This is a genomic window from uncultured Jatrophihabitans sp., from assembly GCF_964251945.1.
Taxonomy (GTDB): Bacteria; Actinomycetota; Actinomycetes; order Mycobacteriales; family Jatrophihabitantaceae; genus Jatrophihabitans.
Genome location: NZ_CAXULP010000010.1, coordinates 1 through 14,728 on the forward strand (window position 1 = coordinate 1; position 14,728 = coordinate 14,728).

Annotated in this window: 26 protein-coding genes and 1 pseudogene; all 27 read left to right on the forward strand. The window is 68.4% G+C overall.

Annotated features, from left to right (window positions below; translation table 11 throughout):
* The coding region (gene tuf / locus ACFFBG_RS16140; protein WP_375480555.1) for an elongation factor Tu at positions 1-929 on the forward strand (929 nt) is incomplete at its 5' end.
* Between the two features lie 109 nt (positions 930-1,038).
* On the forward strand, positions 1,039-1,344 hold the full coding sequence (gene rpsJ / locus ACFFBG_RS16145) for a 30S ribosomal protein S10 (protein ID WP_375480557.1): 306 nt from the start codon (positions 1,039-1,041) through the stop codon (positions 1,342-1,344).
* Positions 1,345-1,353: 9 nt separating this feature from the next.
* The gene (gene rplC, locus ACFFBG_RS16150; RefSeq protein ID WP_375480559.1) at positions 1,354-2,010 is read left to right on the forward strand and encodes a 50S ribosomal protein L3; all 657 of its coding nucleotides are present in this window, start codon (positions 1,354-1,356) and stop codon (positions 2,008-2,010) included.
* A complete protein-coding gene (gene rplD, locus ACFFBG_RS16155; protein ID WP_375480561.1) occupies positions 2,007-2,702 on the forward strand; it encodes a 50S ribosomal protein L4 in 696 nt (231 codons plus the stop codon). Before rplC ends, rplD begins: the two co-directional genes overlap by 4 nt.
* On the forward strand, positions 2,702-2,995 hold the full coding sequence (rplW, locus tag ACFFBG_RS16160; protein WP_375480563.1) for a 50S ribosomal protein L23: 294 nt from the start codon (positions 2,702-2,704) through the stop codon (positions 2,993-2,995). The genes rplD and rplW overlap by 1 nt, the downstream gene beginning before the upstream one ends.
* 15 nt (positions 2,996-3,010) lie before the next feature.
* Positions 3,011-3,844 (forward strand): 50S ribosomal protein L2, encoded by an 834-nt coding sequence (rplB, locus tag ACFFBG_RS16165; protein ID WP_375480565.1) that lies wholly within the window; start codon positions 3,011-3,013, stop codon positions 3,842-3,844.
* A gap of 15 nt (positions 3,845-3,859) precedes the next feature.
* Positions 3,860-4,141, forward strand: a complete 282-nt coding sequence (gene rpsS, locus ACFFBG_RS16170; RefSeq protein WP_375480567.1) for a 30S ribosomal protein S19 — start codon at positions 3,860-3,862, stop codon at positions 4,139-4,141.
* A gap of 10 nt (positions 4,142-4,151) precedes the next feature.
* Positions 4,152-4,535, forward strand: coding sequence for a 50S ribosomal protein L22 (gene rplV, locus ACFFBG_RS16175; protein WP_375480569.1), 384 nt, complete (start codon positions 4,152-4,154; stop codon positions 4,533-4,535).
* Between the two features lie 85 nt (positions 4,536-4,620).
* A pseudogene (rpsC, locus tag ACFFBG_RS16180) lies at positions 4,621-5,448 on the forward strand (30S ribosomal protein S3); the annotation flags it as partial.
* A 273-nt stretch (positions 5,449-5,721) separates the two neighbouring features.
* On the forward strand, positions 5,722-6,138 hold the full coding sequence (rplP, locus tag ACFFBG_RS16185) for a 50S ribosomal protein L16 (RefSeq protein ID WP_375480571.1): 417 nt from the start codon (positions 5,722-5,724) through the stop codon (positions 6,136-6,138).
* Positions 6,138-6,392, forward strand: coding sequence for a 50S ribosomal protein L29 (rpmC, locus tag ACFFBG_RS16190; RefSeq protein WP_375480573.1), 255 nt, complete (start codon positions 6,138-6,140; stop codon positions 6,390-6,392). The genes rplP and rpmC overlap by 1 nt, the downstream gene beginning before the upstream one ends.
* Positions 6,389-6,706: a 30S ribosomal protein S17 gene (rpsQ, locus tag ACFFBG_RS16195; RefSeq protein ID WP_375480575.1), complete on the forward strand. Its 318-nt coding sequence runs from the start codon at positions 6,389-6,391 to the stop codon at positions 6,704-6,706. The genes rpmC and rpsQ overlap by 4 nt, the downstream gene beginning before the upstream one ends.
* 64 nt (positions 6,707-6,770) lie before the next feature.
* The gene (rplN, locus tag ACFFBG_RS16200) at positions 6,771-7,139 is read left to right on the forward strand and encodes a 50S ribosomal protein L14 (protein WP_375480577.1); all 369 of its coding nucleotides are present in this window, start codon (positions 6,771-6,773) and stop codon (positions 7,137-7,139) included.
* Positions 7,140-7,141: 2 nt separating this feature from the next.
* Positions 7,142-7,459, forward strand: a complete 318-nt coding sequence (gene rplX, locus ACFFBG_RS16205; protein ID WP_375480579.1) for a 50S ribosomal protein L24 — start codon at positions 7,142-7,144, stop codon at positions 7,457-7,459.
* Positions 7,459-8,031 carry a 50S ribosomal protein L5 gene (gene rplE / locus ACFFBG_RS16210; RefSeq protein WP_375480581.1) on the forward strand — a complete coding sequence of 191 codons (573 nt, stop codon included), beginning with the start codon at positions 7,459-7,461 and terminating at the stop codon, positions 8,029-8,031. The genes rplX and rplE overlap by 1 nt, the downstream gene beginning before the upstream one ends.
* Before the next feature lie 64 nt (positions 8,032-8,095).
* Positions 8,096-8,281, forward strand: a complete 186-nt coding sequence (locus ACFFBG_RS16215; RefSeq protein WP_375480583.1) for a type Z 30S ribosomal protein S14 — start codon at positions 8,096-8,098, stop codon at positions 8,279-8,281.
* A gap of 66 nt (positions 8,282-8,347) precedes the next feature.
* Positions 8,348-8,767, forward strand: coding sequence for a 30S ribosomal protein S8 (gene rpsH / locus ACFFBG_RS16220; RefSeq protein ID WP_375480585.1), 420 nt, complete (start codon positions 8,348-8,350; stop codon positions 8,765-8,767).
* A gap of 13 nt (positions 8,768-8,780) precedes the next feature.
* Positions 8,781-9,320 (forward strand): 50S ribosomal protein L6, encoded by a 540-nt coding sequence (gene rplF / locus ACFFBG_RS16225; protein WP_375480587.1) that lies wholly within the window; start codon positions 8,781-8,783, stop codon positions 9,318-9,320.
* An 11-nt stretch (positions 9,321-9,331) separates the two neighbouring features.
* Positions 9,332-9,706: a 50S ribosomal protein L18 gene (gene rplR / locus ACFFBG_RS16230; RefSeq protein ID WP_375480664.1), complete on the forward strand. Its 375-nt coding sequence runs from the start codon at positions 9,332-9,334 to the stop codon at positions 9,704-9,706.
* 28 nt (positions 9,707-9,734) lie between these two features.
* Complete coding sequence (rpsE, locus tag ACFFBG_RS16235) at positions 9,735-10,382, forward strand: 30S ribosomal protein S5 (RefSeq protein WP_375480589.1); 648 nt, start codon at positions 9,735-9,737, stop codon at positions 10,380-10,382.
* A 2-nt stretch (positions 10,383-10,384) separates the two neighbouring features.
* Complete coding sequence (gene rpmD, locus ACFFBG_RS16240) at positions 10,385-10,567, forward strand: 50S ribosomal protein L30 (protein WP_375480591.1); 183 nt, start codon at positions 10,385-10,387, stop codon at positions 10,565-10,567.
* A gap of 2 nt (positions 10,568-10,569) precedes the next feature.
* Positions 10,570-11,013 (forward strand): 50S ribosomal protein L15, encoded by a 444-nt coding sequence (gene rplO / locus ACFFBG_RS16245; RefSeq protein WP_375480593.1) that lies wholly within the window; start codon positions 10,570-10,572, stop codon positions 11,011-11,013.
* A 191-nt stretch (positions 11,014-11,204) separates the two neighbouring features.
* The gene (secY, locus tag ACFFBG_RS16250; RefSeq protein ID WP_375480595.1) at positions 11,205-12,521 is read left to right on the forward strand and encodes a preprotein translocase subunit SecY; all 1,317 of its coding nucleotides are present in this window, start codon (positions 11,205-11,207) and stop codon (positions 12,519-12,521) included.
* Between the two features lie 16 nt (positions 12,522-12,537).
* Positions 12,538-13,188: an adenylate kinase gene (locus tag ACFFBG_RS16255; RefSeq protein ID WP_375480597.1), complete on the forward strand. Its 651-nt coding sequence runs from the start codon at positions 12,538-12,540 to the stop codon at positions 13,186-13,188.
* Positions 13,188-14,015 carry a type I methionyl aminopeptidase gene (map, locus tag ACFFBG_RS16260; RefSeq protein ID WP_375480599.1) on the forward strand — a complete coding sequence of 276 codons (828 nt, stop codon included), beginning with the start codon at positions 13,188-13,190 and terminating at the stop codon, positions 14,013-14,015. The genes ACFFBG_RS16255 and map overlap by 1 nt, the downstream gene beginning before the upstream one ends.
* Positions 14,016-14,213: 198 nt before the next feature.
* Complete coding sequence (gene infA / locus ACFFBG_RS16265; protein WP_027139599.1) at positions 14,214-14,435, forward strand: translation initiation factor IF-1; 222 nt, start codon at positions 14,214-14,216, stop codon at positions 14,433-14,435.
* Positions 14,436-14,466: 31 nt separating this feature from the next.
* On the forward strand, positions 14,467-14,580 hold the full coding sequence (gene rpmJ / locus ACFFBG_RS16270; protein ID WP_015883600.1) for a 50S ribosomal protein L36: 114 nt from the start codon (positions 14,467-14,469) through the stop codon (positions 14,578-14,580).
* Positions 14,581-14,728 lie beyond the last annotated feature (148 nt).

Below are 14,728 nucleotides of genomic sequence, written 5' to 3' on the forward strand. Positions count from 1 at the left end.
ACTACATCAAGAACATGATCACCGGCGCGGCCCAGATGGACGGCGCGATCCTGGTGGTCGCCGCGACCGACGGCCCGATGCCGCAGACCAAGGAGCACGTGCTCCTGGCCCGCCAGGTCGGCGTGCCCTACATCGTCGTGGCGCTGAACAAGGCCGACATGGTCGACGACGAGGAGATCATGGAGCTCGTCGAGCTCGAGGTCCGCGAGCTGCTGACCCAGTACGAGTTCCCGGGCGACGACGCTCCGGTCGTGAAGGTCTCGGCGCTCAAGGCGCTCGAGGGCGACGCGAAGTGGGGCGAGTCGGTGCTCGAGCTCATGCAGGCCGTGGACGACTCGATCCCGCAGCCCGAGCGCGAGATGGACAAGCCGTTCCTCATGCCCGTCGAGGACGTCTTCACGATCACCGGCCGCGGCACCGTCGTCACCGGCCGCATCGAGCGTGGCACCCTGAAGGTCAACGAGACCGTCGACATCGTCGGCATCCACCCGACCAAGCAGACCACCACGGTCACCGGCATCGAGATGTTCCGCAAGCTGCTCGACGAGGGCCAGGCCGGCGAGAACGTGGGCCTGCTGCTGCGCGGCATCAAGCGCGAGGACGTCGAGCGCGGCCAGGTCGTGATCAAGCCGGGCACGACCACCCCGCACACGAAGTTCGAGGCGAACGTCTACATCCTCAGCAAGGACGAGGGCGGGCGGCACACGCCGTTCTTCAACAACTACCGCCCGCAGTTCTACTTCCGCACCACCGACGTGACCGGCGTGGTGACCCTCCCGGAGGGCACCGAGATGGTCATGCCGGGCGACAACACCGAGATGTCGGTCGAGCTGATCCAGCCGATCGCCATGGAGGAAGGCCTGCGCTTCGCAATCCGCGAGGGCGGCCGCACCGTCGGTGCGGGCCGCGTCACCAAGATCGTCCAGTAGCAACCGTTCCGGGCGGGCCTGCCAAGGTCCGCCCGGGACCATGCTCCGGCTGGCGCAGCCGCGAGCTCGAACCTGCAGCATCAAGAACAACGAAGGTGAGTCAGCTCGCATGGCTGGACAGAAGATCCGCATCCGGCTCAAGGCCTACGACCACGAGGCCATCGACTCCAGCGCGCGCAAGATCGTCGAGACGGTCACGCGCACCGGGGCCCGTGTCGTGGGTCCGGTGCCGTTGCCGACCGAGAAGAACATCTATTGCGTCATCCGGTCGCCGCACAAGTACAAGGACAGCCGCGAGCACTTCGAGATGCGCACGCACAAGCGGCTCATCGACATCCTCGACCCGACGCCGAAGACGGTCGACGCGCTCATGCGCATCGACCTGCCGGCGAGCGTCGACGTGAACATCCAGTAGGCGAGAGACATGGCTAACGAGACAACGGGGATCCTGGGCGAGAAGCTCGGCATGACTCAGGTCTTCGACGAGAACAACCGGATCGTGCCGGTGACCGTCGTGAAGGCCGGGCCATGCGTCGTCACCCAGATCCGCACCGAGGAGAAGGACGGGTACCGCGCCGTCCAACTCGCCTACGGGCAGATCGACCCGCGCAAGGTCACCAAGCCGGTGGCCGGCCACTTCAAGGCCGCCAACGTCACGCCGCGCCGGCACTTGGTCGAGCTGCGCACCGACTCGGTCGACGACTACACCGTCGGTCAAGAGATCAGCGCGGACGTGTTCGTCGACGGTGCCCGGGTCGACGTCACCGGCACCACCAAAGGCAAGGGCACCGCGGGCGTCATGAAGCGGCACGGCTTCCACGGCGTGTCCTCCTCGCACGGCTCGCATCGCAACCACCGCAAGCCGGGCTCGATCGGCGCCTGCGCCACGCCCGGCCGCGTCTTCAAAGGCGTGCGGATGGCCGGCCGGATGGGCCACGTCAAGGCGACCGCCACCGGCCTGGTCGTGCACAAGGTGGACATCGAGCGCGGCCTGTTGCTGATCAAGGGCGCCGTTCCGGGCCCCAAGGGCGCGCTGCTGTTCGTCCGCTCCGCCAACAAGTCGAAGGGACCGTCGGCATGACCTCCTTGACCGTGCGACACCCGCTCGGCGCCGACTCCGACGGCGGTGCGGAGAGCGCCGTCGAGCTGCCCGCCGAGATCTTCGACGTCGAGACCAACATCGCGCTGATCCACCAGGTCGTCGTTGCCCAGCTCGCCGCCGCGCGGCAGGGCACGCACAAGACCAAGACCCGCGCCGAGGTCTCCGGCGGCGGCGCCAAGCCGTATCGGCAGAAGGGCACCGGCCGGGCCCGGCAGGGCTCGACCCGCGCGCCGCAGTTCGCGGGCGGCGGCGTCGTGCACGGCCCGCGGCCGCGCAAGTACGACCAGCGCACGCCCAAGAAGATGAAGGCTGCCGCCCTGCGCGGCGCCCTGTCGGATCGGGCCCGCAACGAGCGGGTGCACGTGGTGTCCGCGCTGGTCGACGCCGACTCGCCGTCGACCAGGGCGGCCGCCGCCGCGCTGGCGACCATCAGCGAGGCCCGGCACGTGCTGGTCGTGGCCGAGCGGACCGACGAGCTGACGTGGCGCAGTCTGCGCAACGTGCCGGCCGTCCACCTGCTCGAGCCGGGCCAGCTGAACACCTACGACGTGCTCGTCAGCGACGACGTCGTGTTCACGCAGGGCGCGCTCGAGACGTTTCTCGCGGGGCCGATCAAAGGCAAGTCCGCGAAGGCGAGCGCCAGCTCGGACGAAGTTGAGGAGACCGCCTGATGTTCGACGATCACCGCGACGTGCTGCTCGCTCCGGTCATCTCGGAGAAGAGCTACGGCCTGCTGGACGACAACAAATACACCTTCGACGTCCACCCGCAGGCGAACAAGACGCAGATCAAGATCGCCGTCGAGAAGGTGTTCAACGTCAAGGTGCTCGGCGTCAACACCCTGAACCGCCAGGGCAAGCGCAAGCGCACCCGCGGCGGCTTCGGCACCCGGCGCAGCGTCAAGCGCGCCGTCGTGACGCTGCGCGCCGGCGACCGCATCGACGTGTTCGGCCAGATCGGCTAGAGGACTGACTGACTCATGGCTATTCGCAGATACAAGCCGACCACCCCGGGCCGCCGCGGCGCCTCGGTCGCCGACTTCGCCGAGGTCACCCGTGACCACCCGGAGAAGTCGCTGGTCCGTCCGCTGCACAACAAGGGCGGTCGCAACAACACCGGCAAGATCACGACCCGGCACCAGGGCGGCGGCCACAAGCGCGCCTACCGGGTGATCGACTTCCGGCGGCACGACAAGGACGGCGTCCCGGCGACAGTCGCGCACATCGAGTACGACCCGAACCGCACCGCGCGCATCGCGCTCTTGCACTATGCCGACGGCGAGAAGCGCTACATCCTCGCGCCGCGGCTGCTCAAGCAGGGCGACCGCATCGAGAACGGCCCGAGCGCGGACATCAAGCCGGGCAACGCCCTGCCGCTGCGCAACATCCCGGTCGGCACGGTGATCCACGCGATCGAGCTGCGGCCCGGCGGCGGCGCGAAGATCGCCCGCTCGGCCGGCGCCAGCGTGCAGCTCGTCGCGAAGGACGGCCCGTACGCGCAGCTGCGCATGCCGTCCGGCGAGATCCGCAACGTCGACGTCCGCTGCCGGGCGACCGTCGGCGAGGTCGGCAACGCCGAGCAGAGCAACATCAACTGGGGCAAGGCCGGCCGCATGCGCTGGAAGGGCAAGCGCCCGACCGTCCGCGGTGTCGCCATGAACCCGGTCGACCACCCGCACGGCGGTGGCGAGGGCAAGACGTCCGGCGGCCGGCACCCGGTCAATCCGAACGGCAAGCCCGAGGGTCGCACCCGTCGCCACAAGGCGAGCGACCAGCTCATCGTCCGCCGCCGCCGCACGAACAAGAAGCGCTGAGGGGTCTGAACAGCCATGCCACGCAGTTTGAAGAAGGGCCCGTTCGTCGACGGCCACCTGCTGAAGAAGGTCGACGCGCAGAACGACCGCGGCTCGCACAACGTCATCAAGACGTGGTCACGCCGCTCGACGATCATCCCCGACATGCTCGGCCACACGATCGCCGTGCACGACGGCCGCAAGCACGTCCCGGTGTTCGTCACCGAGGGCATGGTCGGGCACAAGCTGGGCGAGTTCGCCCCCACGCGCACGTTCCGCGGGCACATCAAGGACGACCGCCGAGCGCGACGAGGCTGAGGACACTGTCATGACTGAACTGAACGAGGTGCGGCACGCCTTCGCGAAGGCGACGCATGTGCGCGTGACGCCGATGAAGGCGCGGCGCGTCGTCGACCTCATCCGCGACCTGCCGGCGCAGGAGGCGGTGTCGGTGCTCAAGTTCGCGCCGCAGGCCGCCAGCGAGCCGGTGCTCAAGGTGCTGCAGAGCGCAATTGCGAACGCCGAGCACAACTTCTCCCTCGACCCGCAGTCGCTGATCATCTCGCGCGCCTACGTGGACGAGGGGCCGACGTTGAAGCGGTTCCAGCCGCGCGCGCAGGGCCGCGCGTACCGCATCCGCAAGCGCACGAGCCACATCACGATCGAGGTCGAGAGCGTGGACACGCCAAGCCGTAAGAGGGGCAATCGATGAGTGAGCATCGCAGGGCCGCCCGCGGCCCGAGGAGCGGAGCGAACACAGCGATGAGCGCTTGCGCGAAGAGCAAAGGACACAGCTAATGGGGCAGAAGGTCAACCCGAACGGGTTCCGGCTCGGTATCACCACGGACTTCAAGAGCCGCTGGTTCGCCGACAAGCAGTACGCGGAGTACGTCAAGGAAGACGTGGCGATCCGCCGACTGATGTCCAAGGGCATGGAGCGCGCCGGCATCGCCAAGGTCGAGATCGAGCGCACCCGCGACCGCGTCCGCGTTGACATCCACACCGCCCGGCCGGGCATCGTCATCGGCCGGCGCGGCGCGGAGGCCGACCGCATCCGCGGCGAGCTGGAGAAGCTGACCCGCAAGCAGGTGCAACTGAACATCCTCGAGGTGAAGAACCCCGAGGGCGACGCGCAGCTCGTGGCGCAGGGCGTCGCGGAGCAGCTGAGCAACCGCGTCAGCTTCCGCCGCGCGATGCGCAAGAGCATGCAGTCGGCGCTGAAGGCGCCGGGCGTCAAGGGCATCCGGGTGCAGTGCGCCGGCCGCCTCGGCGGCGCGGAGATGTCCCGCTCGGAGTTCTACCGCGAGGGCCGCGTCCCGCTGCACACGTTGCGCGCGAACATCGACTACGGCTTCTACGAGGCCCGCACGACCTTCGGCCGCATCGGCGTCAAGGTCTGGCTGTACAAGGGCGAGGTGCCGACCGGCTCACGCGCCGAGCGGGAGGCCGCCGCGGCCGCCGAGGCGCTGCGCCAGCGCCGGGACCGCCCGGCCGGGGCGCGTCCGCGCCGTTCGGGCTCGCAGGGCACGACGGGTGTCAGCACCGACGCCGGTCGCGCCGCGTCCGGCCAGACAAGCGTCGAGGCGCCGGTCAGCGAGCCGGCGGAGCTCGAGGAGCAGGAGTCGCGCGTCAACACGGCCGCCGAGGCCGGCGCCGACGTCGCCGCCAGCACGCCAGACCTGGTCACCAAGACCGAGGCCGAGATCACCGCGCAGGTCAACGCCGAGCCGACGATCACCGAAGCGGCCGAGCCCGTTGAGGCAACCATCGACGCGGCCGCCGAGCGCGACAGCGCGGCTGCCGCTGCCTCGACTGACGCTGCTCCGACCGATGCCCCTTCGACCGATGCCGCTTCGACCGACGCCGCGGCCGCCGACGAAACCCCGGAGAGCTGAGTCATGCTCATCCCACGCAGGGTCAAGCACCGCAAGCAGCACCACCCGAGTCGCCGGGGCATGGCCTCCGGCGGCACCAAGGTGTCCTTCGGCGAGTACGGCATCCAGGCGCTGGAGCCCGCCTACGTGACCAACCGGCAGATCGAGTCGGCGCGTATCGCGATCAACCGGCGGATTCGCCGCGGCGGCAAGGTGTGGATCAACATCTACCCCGACCGGCCGCTGACCAAGAAGCCGGCCGAGACCCGGATGGGTTCGGGCAAGGGTTCGCCCGAGTGGTGGATCGCGAACGTCAAGCCCGGTCGGGTGCTGTTCGAGCTGTCGTTCCCGAACGAGGTCGTCGCCCGCGAAGCGCTCACCCGCGCGATCCACAAACTGCCGATGAAATGCCGGATCGTCACCCGGGAAGGTGAATTCTGATGGCCAGCTCGACGACCGCTGAGCTGCGCGAGCTCAACGCCGAGGAACTCGACACGCGGCTGCGCGAGTCGAAGGAAGAGCTGTTCAACCTGCGCTTCCAGACGGCGACCGGGCAGCTGGATAACAACCGGCGGCTGCGCGCCGTCAAACACGACATCGCGCGGATCTACACGATCCTGCGCGAGCGCGAGCTCGGCCTGTCGGTCGCGCCCGACGCAGTCAACGCGACCGCAAGTGAAGGTGTCACAGCATGAGCCAGCCAACGGCCGAGCAGACCGAGCACGCAGCGCCAACCGAGCAGACCGAACAGGCCGCCCGGACCTCGCACCGCAAGGTGCGCGAAGGCCTCGTGGTCAGCGACAAGATGAGCAAGACCGTGGTGGTCGAGGTCGAGGACCGGGTCAAGCACCCGCTCTACGGCAAGGTCATCCGCCGCACCACCAAGCTCAAAGCGCACGACGAGTCCGACCAGGTCGGCATCGGCGACCGCGTCCTGATCATGGAGACCCGTCCGCAGTCCGCGACCAAGCGCTGGCGCGTGGTCGAAGTGCTCGAAAAGGCCAAGTAAGCCCTCATTTCCTCGGGTGGATGGGCCACCGCCCTAGGTCAGCCGCAATTTCAGGAGAGTTCCAGTGATTCAGCAGGAGTCGCGACTTCGAGTCGCCGACAACACCGGCGCCAAGGAGATCTTGTGCATCCGCGTGATGGGCGGCTCCGGCCGGCGCTACGCCGGGATCGGCGACATCATCGTCGCGACGGTCAAGGACGCGCTGCCCGGCGCCGGCGTCAAGAAGGGCGACGTCGTCAAGGCGGTCATCGTCCGCACCGTCAAGGAGCGGCGCCGTCCGGACGGCAGCTACATCCGCTTCGACGAGAACGCCGCCGTGCTGATCCGCCAGGACGGCGAGCCCCGCGGCACCCGCATCTTCGGCCCGGTGGGCCGCGAGCTGCGCGACAAGCGGTTCATGAAGATCATTTCCCTAGCGCCAGAGGTTCTCTAGTCATGAAGGTCAAGAAGGGCGACGAGGTCGTCGTCATCGCCGGCAAGGACCGCGGCGTCAAGGGCAAGGTCATCGCGGCCAACCCGGACACGAACAAGGTGGTCGTCGAAGGCGTCAACCGCGTCACGAAGCACACCCGGGTCGGCCAGACCGCCCGCGGCGCGAAGTCCGGCGGCATCGAGCACGTCGAGGCGCCGATCAGCGCCAGCAACGTGATGGTGATCGACAGCGAGGGCAAGGCGACTCGCGTCGGCTACCGGCACGACGAGGAGAGCGGCCGCAACGTGCGCACGTCCCGCCGCTCCGGAAAGGATCTGTGATGAGCGCACCCGCCACCGAGGCCCCGACGCCACGGCTCAAGACCCGCTACCGCGCCGAGATCGTGCCGGCGCTGACGGAGCAGTTCTCCTTCGGCAACCCGATGCAGGTGCCCGGCCTCGTCAAGATCGTCGTCAACATGGGCGTCGGCCAGGCCGCCAAGGACAGCAAGCTGATGGACGGCGCGGTCCGCGACCTGACGCTGATCACCGGCCAGAAGCCGCTGGTTCAGCGCGCCCGCAAGTCCATCGCGCAGTTCAAGCTGCGCGAGGGCATGCCGATCGGCGCGAAGGTCACGCTGCGCGGCGACCGCATGTGGGAGTTCCTCGACCGCGTGCTGTCGCTCGCGCTGCCGCGGATCCGCGACTTCCGCGGGCTCTCGGACCGGCAGTTCGACGGCAACGGCAACTACACCTTCGGCCTCACCGAGCAGTCGATGTTCACCGAGATCGATCCGGACAGCATCGACCGGCAGCGCGGCATGGACATCACCGTGGTGACCTCCGCGGCCAACGACGACGAGGGGCGGGCGCTGTTGCGCGCGCTCGGCTTCCCGTTCAAGGAGAACAGCTGATGGCAACCGGAGTAAACGCTCACCTCCGCTTCGCGGACCAGGTGCGAAACGGAGTGTTGATCTGATGGCAAAGACGGCGCTGCGGATGAAGGCGGCCGGCAAGCCGAAGTTCGGCGTGCGCGGCTACACCCGCTGCCAGCGATGCGGACGCTCGCAGGCGGTCTATCGCAAGTTCGGCCTGTGCCGGATTTGCTTCCGCGAGATGGCGCACGCCGGCGAGCTGCCCGGCGTCACCAAATCGTCCTGGTAACACCCGAGACAACAACTCTTCGCTCCAGGCCTTTACCGGAACCGGGCGAGAAAGAAGTGCAACGCAATGACAATGACTGACCCGATCGCGGACATGCTCACCCGCGTGCGCAACGCCAACACGGCGTTCCACGACGAGGTGGCCATGCCGCACTCGAAGCTCAAGGGCCACATCGCGGAGATCCTGAAGCAGGAGGGCTACATCGCCGGCTTCAAGGTCGCCGACGCGCCGGAGGGCGCTGACGGCAAGAGTGTCGGCCGCGTGCTGACCCTCGAGCTGAAGTACGGCCCCAACCGCGAGCGCAGCATCGCCGGCGTCCGTCGGGTGTCCAAGCCGGGCCTGCGCGTGTACGCGAAGTCCACCGGACTGCCGCGGGTGCTCGGCGGCCTCGGCGTGGCCATCATCTCGACGTCGACTGGGCTGCTGACCGACCGGCAAGCGGCCAAGCGTGGGGTGGGCGGGGAAGTCCTCGCCTACGTCTGGTGACGGAGGTAGTCCAATGAGCAGAATCGGAAAGCTTCCCGTTCCCGTGCCCTCCGGTGTGGACGTGGCCATCGACGGTCAGACGGTCACGGTGAAGGGCCCCAAGGGCACCCTGAACCACGTCGTCGCCGAGCCGATCACCGTCAGCCGCGACGGCGACGTCATCGCCGTCGCCCGGCCGGACGACGAGCGTGAGTCGAAGGCGCTGCACGGCCTGTCCCGCACGCTGATCGCGAACATGGTCACCGGCGTCACGGCTGGCTACGCGAAGACGCTCGAGATCGTCGGCACCGGCTACCGCGTCACCGCCAGGGGCAGCGACCTCGAGTTCGCGCTCGGCTTCTCGCACCCGGTGTTCGTCACGGCGCCGGACGGCATCACCTTCCGCGTCGAGGCCCCCACCCGGTTCGCCGTCGAGGGCATCGACAAGCAGAAGGTCGGCGAGGTCGCCGCCAACATCCGCAAGCTGCGCAAGCCGGATCCGTACAAGGGCAAAGGCGTGCGCTACCAGGGCGAGGTCATTCGCCGCAAGGCTGGAAAGGCTGGCAAGAAGTGAGCGCGAGCAGCATCGTCAAGCAGGCCCGCGGGTCGGCCGGCGCCTCGGCCAACCGCCGGGTCGCGAAGTCCCGCCGGCACTTCCGGCTGCGCAAGAAGGTCGTCGGCAGCGCCGAGCGGCCGCGCCTCGTGGTCACCCGTTCGTCGCGGCACCTGTTCGTGCAGGTCGTCGACGACTCGTTGGGCGTCACGCTGGCCTCCGGGTCCACGTTCAAGCTCGCCGACGGCGACAAGACGGCCCAGGCCAGGCAGCTCGGCGCGACCGTCGCGGACGCCGCGAAGGCCGCCGGGGTCACCAAGGTCGTCTTCGACCGTGGCGGCAACACCTACACCGGCCGGATCGCGGCATTCGCCGAGGCCGCCCGCGAAGCTGGATTGGACTTCTGATGAGCAACACAACTGAGGGGACCGTCTGATGCCTGGACCGCAGCGCGGCGCCCGCACCGGCGGCAACGACCAAGGCGGCCCGGGTGGCCAGGGCGGTCAAGGCGGCCAGCGCGATCGTCGGGACCGTCGTGACGGCGGCCGTGGCGGCAACGCCGCGGAGAAGAGCACCTATCTCGAGCGGGTCGTGACGATCAACCGCGTCGCCAAGGTGGTCAAGGGCGGCCGGCGGTTCAGCTTCACCGCACTGGTGGTCGTCGGCGACGGCGACGGCACGGTCGGCGTCGGTTACGGCAAGGCGAAGGAGGTTCCGGCAGCCATCGCCAAGGGCGTCGAAGAGGCAAAGAAGAACTTCTTCAAGGTGCCGCGGATCCAGCAGACCATCCCGCACCCGATCCAGGGCGAGAAGGCCGCGGGCGTCGTCCTGCTCAAGCCGGCGAGCCCCGGCACCGGCGTCATCGCCGGCGGCCCGGTGCGCGCCGTGCTCGAGTGCGCCGGCATCCACGACGTGCTGTCCAAGTCGCTCGGGTCGGACAACCCGATCAACATCGTGCACGCCACCATCGCCGCGCTGAAGGGCCTCGTCCGTCCCGAGGAGGTCGCGGCGCGCCGTGGGCTGCCGCTCGAGGACGTCGCGCCCGCCGGCATGCTGCGGGCGCGCGCCGGCCAGGGAGCATGACGATGACGCAGCTGAAGATCACCCAGACGAAGTCGGGCATCGGCTACAAGCAGAACCAGAAGGACACGCTGCGGTCCCTGGGCCTGAAGCGGATGCACGACACCGTCGTCAAGGAAGACCGCCCGGAGATCCGGGGCATGGTTGCCACCGTCGTGCACCTCGTGACGGTTGAGGAGGTCGAATAGCCATGGGAAACCTGAAGGTCCACCACCTGAAGCCGGCCCCCGGCTCGCACACCAAGAAGACCCGGGTGGGTCGTGGCGAAGGCAGCAAGGGCAAGACGGCCGGCCGCGGCACCAAGGGCACCGGCGCGCGCTACCAGGTGCCCGCCGGGTTCGAGGGCGGCCAGATGCCGATCCACATGCGGCTGCCCAAGCTGCGTGGCTTCAAGAACCGCTTCCGTGTCGAGTATCAGGTCGTGAACGTGGCGACGCTGGCGGCCAAGTTCCCGCAGGGCGGGGATGTCGACGTCGATGCGCTCGTGGCCGCCGGCGCCGTCCGCAAGGGCGAGCCGGTCAAGGTGCTCGGCGACGGCGATCTCACGGTCGCGCTGACCGTCAGCGCGCACGCGTTCTCCGGCTCCGCGCGGGAGAAGATCGCCGCGGCCGGCGGCTCGGTCATCCAGCTCTAACCGCAGGTCTTGGCCCCGCTGCGGCGCGCCGCCCCGTGTGTCGCGCCGCAGCGCGGCCAACCTCTGCCTGCGGCCGTGACTGGACGAAGGTCCCGATCAGCGCCGCACTGTTAGCCTGAGCGTCATCACTGGCCGGGGTAGCCGCGCCGCCGCCCCGTCCCATGTACACCAGCATTGCCGCAGGAGGATCTGTGCTCAGCGCGTTCGCATCGGCGTTCCGGACGCCCGACCTGCGCAAGAAGCTGCTCTTCACGCTGGCGATCCTGGTGCTGTACCGCTTCGGCGCGTCCATCCCGACGCCGAACACGAACACCGACGCGATCAACGGCTGCATCGCCAGCGGCGCGAAGAACCACCAGAACATCTACTCGCTGATCAACCTGTTCAGCGGCGGCGCGCTGCTGCGGCTGTCGGTCTTCGCGCTCGGCATCATGCCCTACATCACCGCGAGCATCATCATCCAGCTGCTCGTCGTGGTCATCCCGCGCTTCGAGCAGCTGAAGAAGGAGGGCCAGGCCGGCCAGCAGAAGCTGACGCAGTACAGCCGCTACCTGACCATCGGCCTGGCGATCCTGCAGTCGACCGGCTTCATCGCGCTGGCCCGCTCGGGCCAGCTGTTCCCGGACTGCAAGAGCACCTCGATCCTCTACCACCAGGACGTCTGGACGCTCACCACGATGGTGCTCACGATGACCGCGGGCACCGCGGTCATCATGTGGCTCGGCGAGCTGATCACCGACCGCGGCGTCGGCAACGGCATGTCCGTGCTGATGTTCACCTCGATCGCGGCGCGGATCCCGAGCGAGGGCCACATCATCCTGCAGAACGCGGGCGGCTTCGTCTTCACGCTGATCCTGCTGCTCGGGCTGGCGATCATCGTCGCGGTGGTGTTCGTCGAACAGGCGCAGCGCCGCATCCCGGTGCAATACGCCAAACGGATGGTCGGCCGGCGCCAGTACGGCGGCACGTCCACCTACTTGCCGCTGAAGGTGAACCAGGCGGGCGTCATCCCAGTCATCTTCGCGTCGTCGCTGCTCTACATCCCGCAGCTGATCAGCCAGCTGACGAGCGGCAGCACCGGCAGCAGCGGCGGCTTCGCGCGGTGGGTGAACGCCTACCTCATCAACCAGCAGTCCTGGGTCTACCTGACGGTCTACTTCCTGCTGATCATCTTCTTCGCCTACTTCTACGTCGGCATCACCTTCGACCCGGTCGAACGCGCCGACGACATGAAGAAGTACGGCGGGTTCATTCCCGGCATCCGGCCCGGCCGGCCGACCGCCGAGTACCTGCAGTTCGTGCTGTCGCGGATCACGCTGCCCGGCTCGCTGTACCTGGGAATCGTCGCGGTGCTGCCGAACTTCTTCTTCAACATCACCAGCGGCAACAACCAGAACTTCCCGTTCGGCGGCACCGCCGTGTTGATCATGGTCGGCGTCGCGCTGGACACGGTGAAGCAGATCGAAAGCCAGCTGATGCAGCGCAATTACGAAGGCTTCCTGCGCTGAGAAGGGGAGTGCTGCAGTGAGACTGGTGCTCGTCGGACCCCCGGGCGCGGGGAAGGGGACGCAGGCGGAATTCATCGCCGCGCACTTCGACATCCCGAAGATCTCGACCGGCGACATCTTCCGCGCGAACGTGTCCGGCGGCACGGACCTCGGCCGGCTCGCCAAGAAGTACATGGACGCCGGGGACCTGGTGCCCGACGAGGTCACCAACGCGATGGTCCGCGACCGGCTTGCGCAAGACGACGCCCGCGAGGGCTTCCTGCTCGATGGCTTCCCGCGCAACGTCGCGCAGGCCGGCGAACTCAACGGCATCCTGGACGAGCTGGGTCTGGCTCTCAGCGTCGTGCTGGACCTCGAGGTGGAACATGCCGAGGTGGTGAAGCGGCTGTCCGGCCGGCGCACCTGCAAGAAGTGCGGCCACGTCTGGCATCTCCAGTTCGACCCGCCGTCGACGGCCGACGTCTGCGACAGGTGCGCCGGCGAGCTGTACCAGCGCGATGACGACAAGCCGGCAACGGTGCGTCATCGGCTCGATGTGTACGCCGCGCAGACCGCGCCGTTGATCGACTTCTACCGATCGTCGGACCAGCTCGTCGCCATCGAGGCGATCGGCCCGGTTGAGGACGTCACCGAGCGCGCCGTCGCCGCCCTGACGCCGTACGCCTGATGCGCGCCACCGCAGAGCGGATTGAGCTCAAGTCGCCGGAGCAGATCGCGACGATGCGCGCGGCCGGGCTGGTGGTCGCGGCTGCGCTCGCGGCGATGCGCGACGCCGTTGCGCCCGGCGTGTCGACCGGCGACCTCGACGCCATCGCCAGGGACATGCTCAAGGCGGCCGGCGCGACCCCGTCGTTCCTCGGCTATCACGGCTACCCGGCGGTGATCTGCGCGTCGGTCAACGACAAGGTCGTGCACGGCATCCCGTCCGCGGCCGAGAAACTGATGGAAGGCGATCTCATCTCGATCGACTTCGGCGCAATCGTGGACGGCTGGCACGGCGACTCGGCGATCTCGGCGCAGGTGGGGGAGATCGCTGCCGATGTCGCGGAGCTGTCGGCGGCATGCGAGGCCTCGATGTGGGACGGCATCGCCGCCGCGCGCGCGAACGGCCGGCTGAGCGACATCTCGAACGCGGTCGAGACGTCGGTCCGGCGGGCCGGCAGGTACGGCATCGTCGCTGGCTACGGCGGCCACGGCATCGGCACGCAGATGCACATGGCGCCGCACATCCTGAACTACGGCCGGCCGGGGAAGGGGCCTCGGCTGACCCCGGGCATGGCGCTCGCGATCGAGCCGATGATCACCTTGGGCTCGCGCGCGACCGAGGAGCTCGACGACGGCTGGACGGTGCGCACCGTCGACGGCTCGTGGGCCGCGCACTGGGAGCACACCGTGGCGATCCTCGACGACGGCCCGTGGGTGCTGACCGCCGAGGACGGCGGACGCGCCGAGCTCGCCCGCCGGGGCGTCCAGCTCAGCGCTACCGCCGCCTGACGTCCCGGTTTTGGCTGGACGGCGAACTCCGGCGTAGACTGGACCGCTGGCGCACGCCATCTCTTCCGTACCTCCGCTGTGGCCGCGGACAGGACGAGCCCTCACGGCGCAGCCCATTGCCCTACACAGCACTACACAGCACGACACCGCCGGATCACGGCTGTGCCTGAGCACGTCCAGTCACGAAAAGCGGAGGTTATGGCCAAGAAAGACGGGGCCATCGAGGTCGAAGGCCGCGTGGTCGAGCCATTGCCCAACGCGATGTTCCGAGTGGAACTGAGCAATGGGCACAAGGTCCTCGCCCACATCAGCGGCAAGATGCGTCAGCACTACATCCGGATCCTTCCGGAGGACCGTGTGGTCGTGGAGCTCTCGCCCTACGACCTCACCCGCGGCCGCATCGTCTACCGCTACAAGTGAGTCGCCCAGCATCTGAAAGGTTGGCACGGCCGTGAAGGTCAAGCCGAGCGTCAAGCCGATCTGCGACAAGTGCAAGGTCATTCGTCGCCACGGTCGGGTCATGGTCATCTGCGAGAACCTGCGCCACAAGCAGCGTCAGGGCTAGCAGAGCCATCCATCGAGCGCGTGCCTGCGTCGTCAGCTGACGGCTAAGCACCTCCGGACGAAGGCCGGAGCCCGCGCCGCACACCAGGACTCGTCCGGGCGTGCGACACGGGACGGACGCGCTGAACACCTTCGAGTCACACACTGGA